Genomic DNA, 15181 nt, shown 5'->3' on the forward strand with positions numbered 1-15181 from the left:
AAGGGGAATCAAGCCATGGGACTAGAACAACGGAACCTTAATACGCCACAGACACCGGAGGTAGAACAACATACTGATCAAAATCAGCAACAGGTTGTCCGCCGTGTAAAAAAACGTTTTTCTAAGGGCGAAAAGGTATTGTTCACTTTATTTGCAGCATTTACAATCGGTACTTCATCTATGCTTTTACAGACACATTCAGATATAAACGCTGTCAATAAAGAAGTGCAGTTGATGAATACGGAAATTGAAAATACTACAAAACAGAATAATGAATTGTCCATTCAAGTGAGTGACAAATCCACCTACGAACGTATTTGGAAAAAAGCACAAGAGAATGGTTTGAACCTTAACGAAAGTAACGTAAAGGTCGTACCAGGACGATGAAGAAGTTTCGCTTTCAATGGGGAGCCTTTCTAATGTTTGTAGTATTCGGAGGGCTCTTTTTCATATTATTCGGCAGAATTCTTTTTATTCAGATGACGGGCCAAGTAGACGGTAAAGAATTAGCGAAGATCGCTTCTAACCAATATGAAAGAAATGCAGTCTTACAAGCTAGCCGCGGCGCTATCGTAGACCGAAACGACGTGGCAATTGCATCGGATACATTAAGTTATCATGTAGTCGCTGTACTTAATGAAGCTGCAAGTAAAAATAGTAAGAGAAAATATCATGTGATTGATTATAAAGAAACAGCTAAAGTACTGGCCAAGTACTTACCGCTAAAAGAACGTGAAATTTACGATAAAATGAAAAATGCTAGAGAGGGCGCATGGCAAATTGAGTTTGGTCGTGCCGGTAAAGATCTAAACCGAGAAACGGTATTGAAAATGAAGGAAGAACTCGATAGAAAAAAATTATCGGGTATTTTGTTTGTAGAGGGTAAAAAACGATTCTATCCTAATGGTCGATTCGCTTCGTACTTAGTGGGCTTTGCTCAAAAAGAAGAAACGGAAAATAACCAAACAGTCACCAAAGGAAAAATGGGGCTTGAAAAAACGTATGACAAGCAACTAACCGGTGTCGATGGAAAAGTAAATTACCAAGCGGATGTCTGGGGTACTTTATTACCTACTGCTAGCAAACAAATTGAAGAACCACAAGACGGTCAGACGATTAAACTGACATTGGATAAGACAATCAGTAATTTCGTGGAAGAAGCGATGGATAAAGTAGAAGAGGAATACTCGCCTAAAAAAATGCTAGTGCTCGTATCTAATCCTAAAACAGGAGAAATTTTAGCGATGAGCCAGCGGCCAACGTTTAATCCTATGACTAGGGAAGGTCTGACAGAAAACTGGCTGAATGATGCAGTTGAGCAGACGATTGAACCAGGTTCTCCAATGAAGATGTTCACGTTGGCAACTGCCGTGGAAGAGGGTAAATGGGAACCAGACGAATATTTCCGATCTGGATCTTATCAAATCTACGATCAAACAATTCGTGATGTCAATGTAGATGGCTGGGGCACGATCACCTTCCTTGAAGGATTGCAACGTTCCTCTAACGTAGGGATGGCGTACTTGCTGGAAAGAATCGGAGATCAGAAATTTATCGAGTACGTTCATAAGTTCGGTTTTGGAAAACGAACTGGGATAGATTTGCCAAATGAAGCGCCCGGTGTTGTACTAGATAATTATCCATCTGAAAGATTGACGACTTCTTACGGACAAGGGTCAACGGTCACGCCATTACAGATGATTCAGGCGGCTTCTGCAATTGCAAATAACGGGGTAATGATGAAGCCGTATGTAATTGATCAAATTATTGATCCGAATACGGAAGAAGTATTGGAGAATCATGAGCCTGAAGAGAGCGGATCACCAATCTCTGCAGCGACCGCTAAAGAAGTGCGGGAAATTTTAGCGACAACTGTTACTTCAGAAAATGGTACTGCAAAAAAATATCATTTAGAAAATTACGCAGTAGGTGGTAAAACTGGTACTGCCCAACTCCCCCAAAAAGGTAGTAAGGATTATATGACGGGGGCTGGGAACTATTTGTACTCATTCCTTGGAATGGCACCGATAGATGACCCTCAACTCCTGATTTATGTAACAGTTCAGCAACCGAAATTAAAAGCGGGAGAGCTAGGTTCAGATCCTGTATCGAAAGTGTTTAATCCAATTATGGAAAACAGCTTAAAGTATTTGAACATCGCACCTGAGAATGAACAAGTAGTTCCAGTGAAAAAGGTTGGGGATTACGAAGGAGAAGATGCAGAAACGGCAGCTTCTTTGGCTGTTGAGGATGGCTTCCAAACCGTGTTGATCGGAGAGGGTGGCAAGGTATCCAAACAAATACCAAAAGCAGACACGAAGTTAACGGAGGATTCGATAGTCTTGTTGGAAACAAAAGGAGACACGACATTCCCTGATATGACAGGTTGGTCTAAAAAGATGGTACTTTCATTTACGCATCTTTCAAAGTTGGATATTCGAATCAATGGCGAAGGTTATGTTGTTGGACAAAGCATCACAGAAGGGACGTCAGTAAACAAGAAAGATCCAATTGTCGTAGAACTTCGAACGCCGGAGCAACAATATAATAAAAAGAAAAGTAATGATAATAAAGAAGAGAGCGAAGAGGAGCAAATCATGGGTGGCTAATGTATAGCACGCAATTTCACAGCATACCTTAATAGAAAAAAAGGTAGTGAGTCTTTGCGGTCATTTATTGATATGCAGTCAAAAAAACGTTTACGTGTAGCCTTCATTTGTTTTCTCCTCGGTCTACTACTCGTTATAGGGAAACTATTTCATGTGCAGATCATTAAACATGAGTGGCTGAAAGAAAAAGCGGAAGAAAACTGGGATATTGAAGTACCTTTTGGATCTATGCGTGGGAATATTACGGATCGAAGTGGGAAGTTAATTGTTGGAAACAAACTAGCGCCCACGTTATATTTCATGCCAGCACAAAATCCTGACATTTCCAGTGATATACCTGCGATTGCAAAAATTCTTCAAATGCCTCCAAAAACATTGGAGGAGAAACTGAAGAAAAAAACCTATATGGTGAAACTAGCTCCCGAAGGAAAAAACATCACCAAAGAGCAAGGGGATGAGATCTCGAAACTGCAAGTCGCCGGCTTGTATGTAGGTGTAGATTTTATCCGTTACTATCCATATGATGATCTGTTAGCTCGTTTGCTTGGTTTTACTGGATATGATGGCAATGGCTTAGCGGGAATTGAGTATGCGTACGATGAAATTCTGAACGGAACAGGGGACAAAGTACGACTCTTCACTGATGCCAAAGGAATTGCCTTGCCTCATGTAGAGGATAGCTTCGAACATGGCAAAGATGGCTCGACTTTGGAACTGACGATTGATCTTAAAATGCATCAAATCGTGGAACGCGAACTGATTCAAGCGATGGAGAAGTATGATGCAACACAGGCGTTAGCTATCATTATGAATCCGAAAACGGGTGAATTATTGTCACTAGCATCCGTGCCAGGCTTTGATCCACGCGAATATCAATCAGCGGATTCCACTATCTATAACCGCAACTTGCCTGTATGGATGACATACGAGCCAGGCTCCACATTCAAAATTCTTACCTTGGCAGCCAGCTTGGAAGAAGACGTCATCGATTTGGAAAATGAAAACTTTTATGATCCTGGTTACAAAATCGTTGCAAATGCCAGATTACGATGCTGGAAACGAGAAGGTCATAAAGATCAAACATTTTTGGAAGTAGTAGAGAATTCATGTAACCCCGGTTTCATTACGATGGGGCAGCGACTCGGTAGTGAAAGGTTAGATCGCTATATCCGTGAATTTGGCTTCGGTAGCTCAACAGAATCAGGCATCGCTGGAGAATCGAAAGGTATTTTGTTTTCCAAGGAAGCATTTGGACCTGTTGAACAGGCAACCACTTCGTTCGGGCAAGGAATCTCTGTCACTCCGATTCAACAAGTGCAAGCTGTTGCCGCAGCTATTAATGGTGGTAAACTTTATAAGCCCTATATTGTTAAATCCATAAAAGACTCTGACGGTAAGACGATTAAAGAATTCAAACCTGAATTGAAAAGACAAGTAATAAGCGAAGAAACATCAGCTAAAGTGCGTCACGCTCTTGAATCAGTTGTAGCGAATGGATCAGGTCGTAATGCTTTTGCAGATGGTCTTCGAATAGGTGGTAAAACAGGGACGGCACAGAAAGTAGAGAATGGTCGCTATAAAGATGGTGATTATATTGTCTCCTTCATTGGTTTCGCGCCTGCAGATGATCCTGAACTACTCGTATATCTAGCGATCGATAGTCCGAAAAACTCGATTCAATTCGGAGGAGTTATCGCTGCACCGATCGTCGGACGAATCATTGAAGAAATTGCTCCAATCGCTAACATAGAACGAAGGAAAGAACAGTTAGAAAAAGAGTACCGATGGGGAGACGCGATCACATTCCGTTCACCTGATTTACTTGGAATGAATGAAAAAGAATTGTTGTCTCAAAATTACACATTCAAAGTTAAGTGGCATGGAAAAGGTAAGAAGGTTATTCGACAGTTACCAGCTCCTAATACTTTGATGACCGTGGAAGACACAATTCATTTGTACACAGAATAAGCAGTGCTTCACTGACACGCAATTGATAGTAGAAGGAGAACTTAACATGACACTCGGCACCACAGTCACGATAATCGCTGTTTCATTTTTTGTATCAGCGATTATCGGGGTGATCATCATCCCATTACTTAGAAGGTTGAAATTTGGTCAAAGTATACGAGAAGAGGGCCCACAAGCGCATATGAAAAAAGCGGGTACTCCCACTATGGGAGGGCTCATCTTCCTTCTTTCTATATTGATTTCAACACTAACTTTATCTTACATAAACGACACACTAACTACTCATACGATTGTGTTATTGATCGTGCTGATCGGTTTCGGAATCATCGGCTTCCTCGATGATTTTATTATTATCGTAGCGAAGCGCAACTTAGGATTGACATCACTTCAGAAATTAATCGGTCAGATCATTATTGCGATCGTTGCCTTTTTCTTACTGAAACTCGGACCATTCGAAACGACCGTAACGATTCCTTTCACGGATCTTGGGATAGATCTCGGTGTGTTTTATGTGGCGTTTTTAGTGTTTTGGCTTGTAGGTTTTTCTAACGCAGTCAATTTAACGGATGGCTTAGATGGTCTAGTAGGCGGAACATCGACTATTGCATTCTCTGCCTTCGGTGTATTTGCGTTAGCGTATGAGCAAAATGATATTGCGTTATTTGCATTTGTAGTAGCGGGTGCAATGCTTGGATTTTTATTATTCAACATCAAACCAGCGAAAGTATTTATGGGTGATACAGGTTCACTGGCATTAGGAGGGGCACTCGCTATGATTTCAGTATTGATCAAACAGGAGTTGTTGCTTTTGGTCATCGGAATTGTATTCGTAGTAGAAACGCTTTCTGTCATTATTCAAGTTATCAGTTTTAAAATGACTGGAAAACGCGTATTTAAAATGAGTCCCATTCATCATCACTTTGAATTATCTGGCTGGTCAGAATGGAAAGTAGTGATTGTGTTCTGGGGTGTGGCATTGCTTGCTGCCCTCGTACCGGTCTTCTTGGAGGTTATGTAAATGAAGAATACAGAACAATTCATAGGGAAACGGGTACTTGTAGTCGGACTTGCGAAGAGCGGAGTCGCAACGGCAGGTTTGCTTCAGCGTCTTGGTGCGGAAGTTGTAGTCAATGATTCAAAGCCTGTAGAAGGTAATGAAGAAGCGATGGAACTTCAAGCGCAAGGAATTGAAGTTATTGGAGGGGGGCACCCGAGTGATTTACTAGAGCGAAATTTCGACTTCATCGTAAAAAATCCGGGTATCCCTTACACTAATTCGCTACTAGCGAAGGCAGTTGAGCAGAATATTCCGATTTGGACTGAAGTTGAATTGGCTAGTATTCTCAGCGAGGCACCAATTATTGCGATTACTGGATCGAACGGTAAAACGACAACCACTACATTGTTGTATCACATGCTAAATATGGGTAAGAAACATCCACTAATAGCGGGTAATATTGGAACGGTCTCTTGTACGGTCGCTGAAAAGGCGAAAGCGAATGAAGTAATTGTACTTGAAGCTTCGTCGTTTCAGTTAGCTGGGACAGAAAGCTTTACTCCACGCATTGCAATTTTTACGAATTTGTATGAAGCGCATTTGGATTATCATGGATCGATGAATGAATATCTCGATGCGAAGTTGCAAGTAGCCCGCAACCAAACTTCGGAAGAATACTTAATTTTTAATGCGGATCAACAGTTAATAAAAGAAGCAATAGAATCATTCGAATCTCACAAAGTACCCTTTTCAGTACTTGGAAAAACTAGAGAAGGTATTTCAGCAGATGAAGAATGGATTTATTGGCTTGGTGAACCTTTCATAGAAATTAAGCATATTAAATTACCGGGTCGTCACAATTTAGAAAATGTTTTATCCGCAACGGCGGCAGCCATATTGTCAGGGTGTGAAAAAACAGCGATAGAAAATGTTTTGAGTTCTTTCACCGGTGTTCGCCATCGCATGCAATTTGTACGTGAAGCAAATAGCCGTACAATATACAATGACTCAAAAGCGACGAATACATTGGCAACAAAAAGTGCACTTTCCTCATTTAAAAAGCCAATCGTTTTGATTGCTGGGGGACTAGACAGAGGCCATTCATTTGAAGAATTACGACCTTATATGAAAAATGTTCGTGCTGTCGTCACGATAGGGGAGACGGCAAAGCGTTTTGCAGACTTTGCTATGTCTTGTGGCATCACTGAGACAGTTCAGGCAACAACTATGCAGGACGCAGTCCAGAAGGCATATAAGTGTAGCTGTGAAGATGATGTGATTCTATTGTCGCCGAGCTGTGCAAGTTGGGATCAATACAAGAGCTTTGAAATTCGGGGCAACGAATTTATTGATGCAGTAATGAAGTTGTAAATCCTTTGTAATAGTTGGAGAGTAAAATGAAAAACTGACTGATTAATTTGAGGAAGGATGCGAACGCTGGAGAGAACCTACCGAATAATCTTTTTGACAACCGCCTTACTATTGTCGCTGATTGGATTAGTATTTGTGCAATCGGCAGGATCTTATTGGGGAGAAGTTCATTATCAAGATTCTTCTCCATTTATCGTCAAGCAAGGCATCTATATGATTATTTCCTTGGCTGTCGCTTATGTGCTGGTCAAAAGCCCGTTGACATCACATCCTAAATTCTGGACGTATTGTTATATTGGATCAATTCTCATGTTGGTTGCGGTATTAATACCGGGTATTGGAGCTGTGCGAAACGGTTCTCAAAGCTGGATCGCGTTTGGTCCAATCAGTTTGCAACCGGCAGAATTCGTAAAGGTAGCTTTGCTTGGAAAATTAGCAAGCGGTATGAAGAAACATAAAGACAAGTCTTGGCAATGGCAACATTTCGCTTGGATTTTATTACCCGCAACGTTGATCATGTTGCAACCTGACCTTGGCTCTGCCGTCATCATGATAGTATCTGCTTTTGTCATTCTTTTCTTAGCGGGCTATCCATTGTCATTCTTTATCTTTCTTTTCGTCTCAGGTCTCGGTGCTTTTATCGCACTTATCCTAGCTGCACCCTATCGTCTGGATCGAATTAAATCCTATATTGATCCATGGAACGATCCTCTCGGTACGGGGTTTCAAAGTATTCAATCGTTATTCGCGATTGCCCCTGGTGGTTTATTCGGCCATGGTTTCGGGAATAGTCGTCAAAAGTTTTTGTACTTGCCTGAACCTCAAAATGATTTTATCTTTTCCATTATTGCAGAAGAAATTGGGTTTATCGGTGCAGCATCTATCGTGTTGCTGTTTATCTTGTTATTCGCTTCTGCATTCGGTATAGCAATTCGATTAAATAACTGGAATTCTTTTTTAATTGTCACCGGTATGGTGTCCATGATCACTTTCCAAACGTTTTTAAATATGGGAGTCGTCTCCGGGTTGCTGCCTGTAACAGGCGTGACATTGCCTTTCATTAGTTATGGAGGGTCCTCGTTGTTGACTACGTGGCTGGCTATCGGAACGATTCTACATTACTCTGCGAATAAAAGGGCAGGATGAAAGGAGAACAGGATGTGGAGAAAATAATAGATATTGAAGATCGAATTCCATCCATGCGTAAAAAACGCAGAAGAAGAGCTAATATGAGCTTTCTTCTGCTCGTCGTAATATTCGTCCTTGTTCTTCTTGCCTTGTTGTATTTCCAATCTTCATTAAGTGATGTTTCGAAAATATCTATTAATGAGACTGTTTTACACGAAAGCGAGGAGTATATAGATCAAAGCGGGTTGTACAAGGGACAATCACTATGGGGCTTCCGTGCTAAAGATATAGAAAAAAACATTGAGAAAATTCCTGGCGTAAAAGATGCGAACGTTAAAAGAGATTTTTATAATGATGTTTCCATCAACGTGACGGAATGGGAACCTATTGCCTATGTAGAAAATCAATCTCAATATGATCTTCTATTAGAAAATGGTGAACGGTTGGTAACAGCAGATCCTGACATCCTCTCACACGCACCGATACTCTCTGGTTTTAACGAACCCGAAGCGACAGATCGAATGATTGAACAACTACAAGAGCTGGATAGTTCAGTCTTTGAACTTCTCTCGGAGCTTCGTTATGAAGGGGAAGACAAAGTCGACGTATATATGAGTGATGGATATGAAGTTCATGCTGTAATTTTAGGTTTTGCTGAAAAAATGTCCTACTACCCAGATATTATTGCGCAATTGCCTAAAGAAGAAAAAGGGGTACTTGATATTGAAATTGGCGTGTACTTTAAAACATATACAGATTTCTACAAAGAACCAGTACCGGTGGATGTGGAAATCCCACTACTAGATGGAAAGCCGGACGTAACAAAAGGAAAACCGGTGGATGTAGAAATTGAAAAGGAGGAAGAAAGTGAGCAAGAAACTGAAGAAAACTAGAGAGAAGCGCGGCAAACAACTTGTGTTGTCAATCGTCTTTTTAGTACTGGGCTTCATGCTTGCATTTTCCTATCGAACAATTGGCAGTAAGCAACAAGTATTGAGTCCGGAGCATACCAATTTATTTCAGCAAGAAGAACAATACCGTGCAGATCTAATTGAACAGCAAGAAAGAAACAAAGAATTGACAAATGAATTGCTGGAGAAACAAAAAGAAGTGCATTCGTTTGAACAAGATTTCTCCGATAAAGAAAAAAACCATGCAGTTCTTGTAGAAAAAGCGCGGGATTTAAGATTATTACTAGGTGATATTCCGTCGAAAGGTCCGGGGATTAAAGTGACACTGGAAGACGCGGATTATGATCCCTCAGTACAGAATCCCAATGATTACATTGTTCATGAAAGTCATGTCTTACGTGTAATTAATGAATTGAAAATCGCAGGTGCGCAAGGAATGACTATAAACGGGCAACGAATTAATTCGAATTCGTATATTAAATGTACAGGCCCTGTTATTATGGTTGATGGTAGAACGTTTCCGGCACCTTTTATTATAGAAGCAGTAGGGGACCCGAAAGTGCTGTCTCCAGCTCTGCATTTAAAGGGCAGTGTCATTGATGGATTGTTGCGAGATAATATTGTCGTCACATTAGAAGACATGAAGGAAGTTCAACTGCCTGCGATTCGTGACGAAGTATGATGGATTGTGGGGGGGTAGAGTGAAGCAAAAAATACACTGGAAGTTCACATTGATTCTGGGTATAGTGGGATTTGTATTAGCTTTACAATATAACTCAATGAATACTACATCTCCACGTGATACACGAGATTTATGGGCTATTCGTAAAGAGTTGTCGAATGAAAAGAAAATACACTCTGAACTTTTAGAAGAACTTAGGGAAATTGACCAGACCCTTGCTTCATACAATGCATCACCTGAAGCAAATGCAACTGGCGTACTACAAGACACATTGGACAAACTGTACAAACAAGCGGGATTCATGCCGACCACTGGTCCAGGATTTGTAATAGAGGTTGCTCCATCCCCAGAAAGTATTGCGTTCGGTTATGAAGTAGTGCCAGTATCATCTGAACTACTGGCTTGGTTTATTAATGTGGTTAATCAACAACAAGGTAATGAGTTGGAGATTGATGGAAAGCGCTTCACCACGTTAAGTTGGATCCGAGATATTAACGGTAACCTGACTGTTAGTGGGGAAGTAGTTTCCACACCACCGTTCGATATTAAAGTCGTTTCTCCTACAAAGGAAGCCAGTGAAAAATTGTATAATCAATTATTGACGACTACCATACAGGATGAATTTTATTTAGACGACTTAGTTTTAACAATTAGTGAACCAGCGAACCGCATTACTTTACAAGGCTGGACGGGTGGTTTTGAAAATCGGTTTTTAAAAGAACAAACAAAGGAGTAATGACAATATGTGGCTACCCTTACTTGGGCTCCTCCTTGGCGTTTCACTAGGTTTGCTCTCGGATATACAGATCCCGCAAGTATATAATAACTATTTAACTATTGCGATTCTCGCTGCATTTGATACACTATTTGGTGGAATCAGAGCCTATCTTCAGCAAGTGTATGACGACAAAATATTCGTCAGCGGATTTTTCTTCAATATTCTTTTAGCAGCAGCACTTGCTTTTATCGGTGTGCACCTTGGTGTAGATCTGTACTTGGCAGCGGTCTTTGCGTTTGGTGTGAGATTGTTTCAAAACATCGCGGTCATCCGAAGAATCCTGCTTGCAAAATGGACAGGAAGAAACAAAAATCCCAATACAAATGCGTGATATTAAATGTTTTTAGAAGAGGGTGTTGAAAATATTTAGACAAAGCAGTCATAATACAATAGAATGGAAGTTACTAGTTACATTAAGGAGGTGTCAATAATTGAGTAAATCAAATCATTACGTATCACTTGATATAGGATCATCCACAATTAAAGTCTTAATTGGGGAGATGGATCAAAATGCCCTGCATGTAATTGGCGTGGGGAATGTGCAATCTGCTGGAATTCGAAAAGGAACAATTATTGATATTGATGCCACTGTCCAGTCAATCCGTAAAGCGATTGAGCAGGCTGAACGAATGACAGGCTTGAAAATTGAAGAGGTGGTTCTTGGTATACCTGCAAATGGTGTCCAGTTCCAAAACGTTAAAGGTGTAGTAGCAGTAAACTCTGAAAATCGTGAAATTACAGATGATGATTTGGAAAGAGTTATGAAATCATCACAAGTAATGAATGTTCCACCTGAAAGAGAATTCGTCAATTTAGTGCCTAAGCAATTTATTGTCGATGATTATGATGAAATAACAGATCCCCGTGGTATGATGGGAGTAAGATTGGAAATGGACGCAACGTTGATTACGACGTCCAAAACTCAACTACATAACATTTTACGCTGTGTAGAAAAAGCAGGTTTACAGATTCGTGAAATTTATTTGCAACCATTGGCGGCAGGTACATTCGCATTATCTGAAGATGAAATGTATCATGGAACTGCCTTCATCGATATTGGCGGAGGGTCAACTACGGTATCGGTATTTGCTGAAAATCGTTTGATCAGTACGTCTGTATTACCAGTCGGTGGGGATCATATTACAAAAGACTTATCCATTGTCTTAAAAACACCTACAGAACAAGCAAGAATGATTAAGCATCAGTATGGACATGCCTATTATGATGACGCTTCCGATGAAGAATTATTTGAAGTGCCGGTAGTAGGTTCAGATGCTAAAGATCAATACAGTCAGCGTTATATCTCTGATGTTATCGGTTCACGTCTAGAAGAATTGTTCGAATTGATTCTTGAAGATTTATATGCAACAGGTATCCGTGATTTGCCTGGTGGTATCGTCATCACAGGCGGAACAGCTAAATTGGACGGTATTTTACAGTTAGCTCGTGATGTCTTTAAAACTAGAGCAAGATTATACACACCAGAGTATATTGGTGTCCGTGAGCCGATGTATTCCACAGCGGTTGGCTTGATTCGCTATGCGTACATGGAAGATGTATTCTTTGGTTATGAAGAAGAGCCAGTTGGTTCACCTCAATCACCAGACTCCATATATGAAGTCGCGGAACCTTCAGCTAAACCGGTTAAACCGAAAAAAGAAAAAAGTCAAGGATTCATGAAACGCGCTAAAAAAGTATTCGACAATTTCTTTGAGTAATATATTGCTTTAGATGGGGAATTGCAGATAATTTAGAGGAGGAAAATCAATGCTTGAATTTGAGACGAACATAGATGCATTAGCAGTAATTAAGGTTATTGGAGTAGGCGGCGGCGGAAACAATGCGGTCAATCGTATGATCGAACATGGGGTGCAGGGCGTAGAGTTTATCGCGGTAAACACAGATGCACAAGCATTGCAATTATCATCAGCTGAAATCAAACTACAAATTGGTGAGAAGCTTACTAGAGGACTAGGCGCAGGCGCTAACCCTGAAGTAGGCAAAAAAGCGGCTGAAGAAAGTAAAGAACAGATCGAAGAAGCACTACGTGGAGCAGATATGGTGTTCGTTACAGCTGGAATGGGCGGTGGAACAGGTACGGGTGCAGCACCAGTTATTGCTCAAATCGCTAAAGATATTGGCGCATTGACTGTAGGTGTAGTTACACGTCCATTTACATTCGAAGGTAGAAAGAGATCTACTTCAGCAGCTGGCGGTATCGCAAGCATGAAAGAAGCAATTGATACACTAATCGTTATTCCAAATGATAAACTGCTTGAGATTGTAGACAAAAACACGCCAATGCTTGAAGCATTTAGAGAAGCTGACAATGTATTGCGCCAAGGTGTCCAAGGTATCTCTGATTTGATCGCAGTACCTGGATTGATTAACCTCGACTTTGCTGACGTGAAAACAATCATGTACAACAAAGGTTCTGCATTGATGGGTATCGGTATGTCCACTGGTGAAAATCGTGCTGCAGAAGCTGCGAAAAAAGCGATTTCTAGTCCATTGCTTGAAACATCAATTGATGGAGCAAAAGGTGTCTTGATGAATATTACAGGCGGTTCGAACTTAAGCTTGTTTGAAGTACAGGAAGCAGCGGATATTGTTGCAACTGCATCAGACGAAAACGTCAATATGATCTTCGGTTCTGTGATCAACGACGACTTGAAAGATGAAATCATCGTAACGGTTATCGCTACAGGATTTAACGAAGAACAACTAGCTCCTTCAAGACAAAGAGGTCCTGGTGTAACAGGGGGCATTCGTCCACAACGTCCTGTACAACAGCAGCCACCAACACAACAAAGCAGATATGAAGAGCAACCACGTTACGAGCAACAATCTGAGCCGAGACAGCCACAAGCTAATCAGCATCAGCACGATGAACAACTGGATATTCCAACGTTCTTACGTAATCGTACGCGTCGTAAATAATAAATAGAACGAGCTCCCCACTTGAGAAGAAATTCTCAAGTGGGGAGCTTTTTTGCTTTCATAATAATCGCTCGTTCCGTCATATTTAAAAATATGTCGAAGCTTTTATCTTAAAGCATCCAAAGCCTGACAGGTTTTTCATTACAGCCATGATAATCTGTTTGTAAGGAGGCCGGCATATGTATGGTGAACTGATGATAGGGATCAACATGCTCTTTAACTACGCCATCCTATCATTTACTAATAAAGTTGGAAATCATCACACGAGCAGAAGGAGGTTATGGAGCGCAGCATTTATCGGTGCCTTCTTTGTTACATTGTTCCCGTATTCTGTGCCAGCGATGATCTTCACTTTCTTAGGAATGACGTATATTGCATTTGGACAAACATTTGGTAGTTGGAAAAGTTCTATCCTTGCTGTATTAATTGCAACATTTTTTGCAGGAGGATTGCTGACACTCATCTATGCACAAATCAGTATCAGCGCAAATCAGAGCTTTTTATTCGTAGCCATTGGCCTCACTTATCTATCTTTGTATATTGTGAAGCATAAATGGATTGACACACGCATGATGAATAAGTTAATGAGCTTTACGCTCGATTCGGAATTGATGTTATGGGGACAATCCATTCCACTTAAAGTATTCATCGATACGGGTAATCATTGCGTAGAACCGTTATCAGGGGATCCTGTACATTTTATTGGCTATCGGGCAGTTAAAGAACAACTACCCGTAGATTTTGCTTTAGCACTGGAGTCCTGGAATCCTGCAGAATCTCCAGACTTGGCCTGTTTCCCCGCCCCTTATCAAAGAAGTCTTCGATTGATACGATTGCAAACTGTTCAAGGTGCTTCGTGGGCTGTAGGAATCAAGTATGATAGTTGGCTTCTCGATGGAGAGTTATTACCTACTGGATATATTGTCTTGACGAAAGAACAGCGTAAATATCCACAAGGTGCTGCAGCTATTTTGCAAGTGAGCGCAATGGATGTACTAAAAGAAGAAGGGAGAACAGCTACATGTTGATAGAAGTAAAAAAGTGGGTTTCATATATTGCAGGATTCTTCAGACGAAAAGGTGGCATATTTTATATCGGGGGTCATGAATCTCTTCCAAAACCCCTCAATAAAGAACAAGAAGCAAAAACCATTGCAGCATTAATGAATGGAGATCCTGCTGCACGTGACACATTAATTGAAAAGAATTTACGTCTAGTCGTCTATATCGCAAGACGTTTTGATAATACCAATACGAATATTGAAGATCTTATCAGCATAGGGACGATCGGATTGATTAAAGCAATCGAAACATTTAAAGCGGATAAGAATATTAAGCTTGCAACATACGCTTCACGTTGCATTGAAAATGAAATTTTAATGCACTTGCGTAAAACTAATCGTATTCGCTCAGAGATTTCATTTGATGAACCTTTAAATTCAGATGCAGATGGCAATGAGTTGCTACTATCAGATATTTTAGGTACAGATGAAGATATTATTACAGACGATGTAGAGAAAAAGTTGGAGCGTCAATATATGATTGATGCCATTTCCATTTTAGATGAAAGAGAACGTTACATTATGGAACAGCGATTCGGCTTGATGGGTACAAACGAAATGACACAAAAAGAAGTAGCGGATCTACTAGGCATTTCACAATCCTATATATCGAGATTGGAAAAGAAAATCATTTCCGAACTCCGTGATCGACTAAATCAACCAATTTCCTAAATGGACTTATCGGCAGAAATTGGCGATTCCTGAATTCGCATATTCTAAAGAGTTGAGGACAGACT

At 40.6% G+C, this 15181-nt stretch carries 14 protein-coding genes; all 14 read left to right on the top strand.

Annotated elements, in window-relative coordinates:
• Nucleotides 1-15 precede the first annotated feature (15 nt).
• The 14 genes from ftsL to sigE all read left to right on the top strand — a co-directional run bounded on the left by ftsL (nt 16) and on the right by sigE (nt 15116).
• Complete coding sequence (gene ftsL / locus CSV69_RS02465) at nt 16-387, top strand: cell division protein FtsL (RefSeq protein WP_085428561.1); 372 nt, start codon at nt 16-18, stop codon at nt 385-387.
• A 32-nt stretch (nt 388-419) separates the two neighbouring features.
• Nucleotides 420-2609, top strand: coding sequence for a penicillin-binding protein (locus CSV69_RS02470; protein ID WP_233192312.1), 2190 nt, complete (start codon nt 420-422; stop codon nt 2607-2609).
• A gap of 72 nt (nt 2610-2681) precedes the next feature.
• Nucleotides 2682-4577, top strand: a complete 1896-nt coding sequence (locus CSV69_RS02475) for a penicillin-binding transpeptidase domain-containing protein (RefSeq protein WP_099692730.1) — start codon at nt 2682-2684, stop codon at nt 4575-4577.
• Between the two features lie 46 nt (nt 4578-4623).
• Nucleotides 4624-5595, top strand: coding sequence for a phospho-N-acetylmuramoyl-pentapeptide-transferase (mraY, locus tag CSV69_RS02480; protein WP_085428563.1), 972 nt, complete (start codon nt 4624-4626; stop codon nt 5593-5595).
• Nucleotides 5596-6945, top strand: a complete 1350-nt coding sequence (murD, locus tag CSV69_RS02485) for a UDP-N-acetylmuramoyl-L-alanine--D-glutamate ligase (RefSeq protein ID WP_099692654.1) — start codon at nt 5596-5598, stop codon at nt 6943-6945. It abuts the gene before it with no gap.
• A 93-nt stretch (nt 6946-7038) separates the two neighbouring features.
• Nucleotides 7039-8091 (top strand): putative lipid II flippase FtsW, encoded by a 1053-nt coding sequence (gene ftsW, locus CSV69_RS02490; protein WP_335696112.1) that lies wholly within the window; start codon nt 7039-7041, stop codon nt 8089-8091.
• A gap of 14 nt (nt 8092-8105) precedes the next feature.
• Complete coding sequence (locus CSV69_RS02495) at nt 8106-8966, top strand: cell division protein FtsQ/DivIB (protein ID WP_158232593.1); 861 nt, start codon at nt 8106-8108, stop codon at nt 8964-8966.
• Nucleotides 8941-9666, top strand: a complete 726-nt coding sequence (locus tag CSV69_RS02500; RefSeq protein WP_232319549.1) for a DUF881 domain-containing protein — start codon at nt 8941-8943, stop codon at nt 9664-9666. The genes CSV69_RS02495 and CSV69_RS02500 overlap by 26 nt, the downstream gene beginning before the upstream one ends.
• A gap of 19 nt (nt 9667-9685) precedes the next feature.
• On the top strand, nt 9686-10402 hold the full coding sequence (locus tag CSV69_RS02505; protein WP_085428567.1) for a DUF881 domain-containing protein: 717 nt from the start codon (nt 9686-9688) through the stop codon (nt 10400-10402).
• A gap of 7 nt (nt 10403-10409) precedes the next feature.
• A complete protein-coding gene (locus tag CSV69_RS02510; protein ID WP_085428568.1) occupies nt 10410-10775 on the top strand; it encodes a small basic family protein in 366 nt (121 codons plus the stop codon).
• Nucleotides 10776-10875: 100 nt separating this feature from the next.
• Nucleotides 10876-12162 (top strand): cell division protein FtsA, encoded by a 1287-nt coding sequence (gene ftsA, locus CSV69_RS02515; protein WP_085428569.1) that lies wholly within the window; start codon nt 10876-10878, stop codon nt 12160-12162.
• A 49-nt stretch (nt 12163-12211) separates the two neighbouring features.
• Nucleotides 12212-13384 (top strand): cell division protein FtsZ, encoded by a 1173-nt coding sequence (gene ftsZ, locus CSV69_RS02520; protein ID WP_085428570.1) that lies wholly within the window; start codon nt 12212-12214, stop codon nt 13382-13384.
• A 179-nt stretch (nt 13385-13563) separates the two neighbouring features.
• Nucleotides 13564-14412 carry a sigma-E processing peptidase SpoIIGA gene (locus tag CSV69_RS02525; RefSeq protein WP_099624469.1) on the top strand — a complete coding sequence of 283 codons (849 nt, stop codon included), beginning with the start codon at nt 13564-13566 and terminating at the stop codon, nt 14410-14412.
• Nucleotides 14406-15116 (top strand): RNA polymerase sporulation sigma factor SigE, encoded by a 711-nt coding sequence (sigE, locus tag CSV69_RS02530; RefSeq protein WP_085428572.1) that lies wholly within the window; start codon nt 14406-14408, stop codon nt 15114-15116. Before CSV69_RS02525 ends, sigE begins: the two co-directional genes overlap by 7 nt.
• The last annotated feature ends 65 nt before the right edge of the window (nt 15117-15181 follow it).

Source organism: Sporosarcina sp. P26b, assembly GCF_002743245.1.
Lineage (GTDB): Bacteria > Bacillota > Bacilli > Bacillales_A > Planococcaceae > Sporosarcina > Sporosarcina ureae_C.

What these genes read in the sequence shown, in the direction of transcription:
- ftsL (WP_085428561.1), top strand. Translation starts at nt 16, where the DNA reads ATGGGACTAGAACAACGGAACCTTAATACGCCACAGACACCGGAGGTA.
- CSV69_RS02470 (WP_233192312.1), top strand. Translation starts at nt 420, where the DNA reads ATGTTTGTAGTATTCGGAGGGCTCTTTTTCATATTATTCGGCAGAATT.
- CSV69_RS02475 (WP_099692730.1), top strand. Translation starts at nt 2,682, where the DNA reads ATGCAGTCAAAAAAACGTTTACGTGTAGCCTTCATTTGTTTTCTCCTC.
- mraY (WP_085428563.1), top strand. Translation starts at nt 4,624, where the DNA reads ATGACACTCGGCACCACAGTCACGATAATCGCTGTTTCATTTTTTGTA.
- murD (WP_099692654.1), top strand. Translation starts at nt 5,596, where the DNA reads ATGAAGAATACAGAACAATTCATAGGGAAACGGGTACTTGTAGTCGGA.
- CSV69_RS02510 (WP_085428568.1), top strand. Translation starts at nt 10,410, where the DNA reads ATGTGGCTACCCTTACTTGGGCTCCTCCTTGGCGTTTCACTAGGTTTG.
- ftsZ (WP_085428570.1), top strand. Translation starts at nt 12,212, where the DNA reads ATGCTTGAATTTGAGACGAACATAGATGCATTAGCAGTAATTAAGGTT.
- CSV69_RS02525 (WP_099624469.1), top strand. Translation starts at nt 13,564, where the DNA reads ATGTATGGTGAACTGATGATAGGGATCAACATGCTCTTTAACTACGCC.
- sigE (WP_085428572.1), top strand. Translation starts at nt 14,406, where the DNA reads ATGTTGATAGAAGTAAAAAAGTGGGTTTCATATATTGCAGGATTCTTC.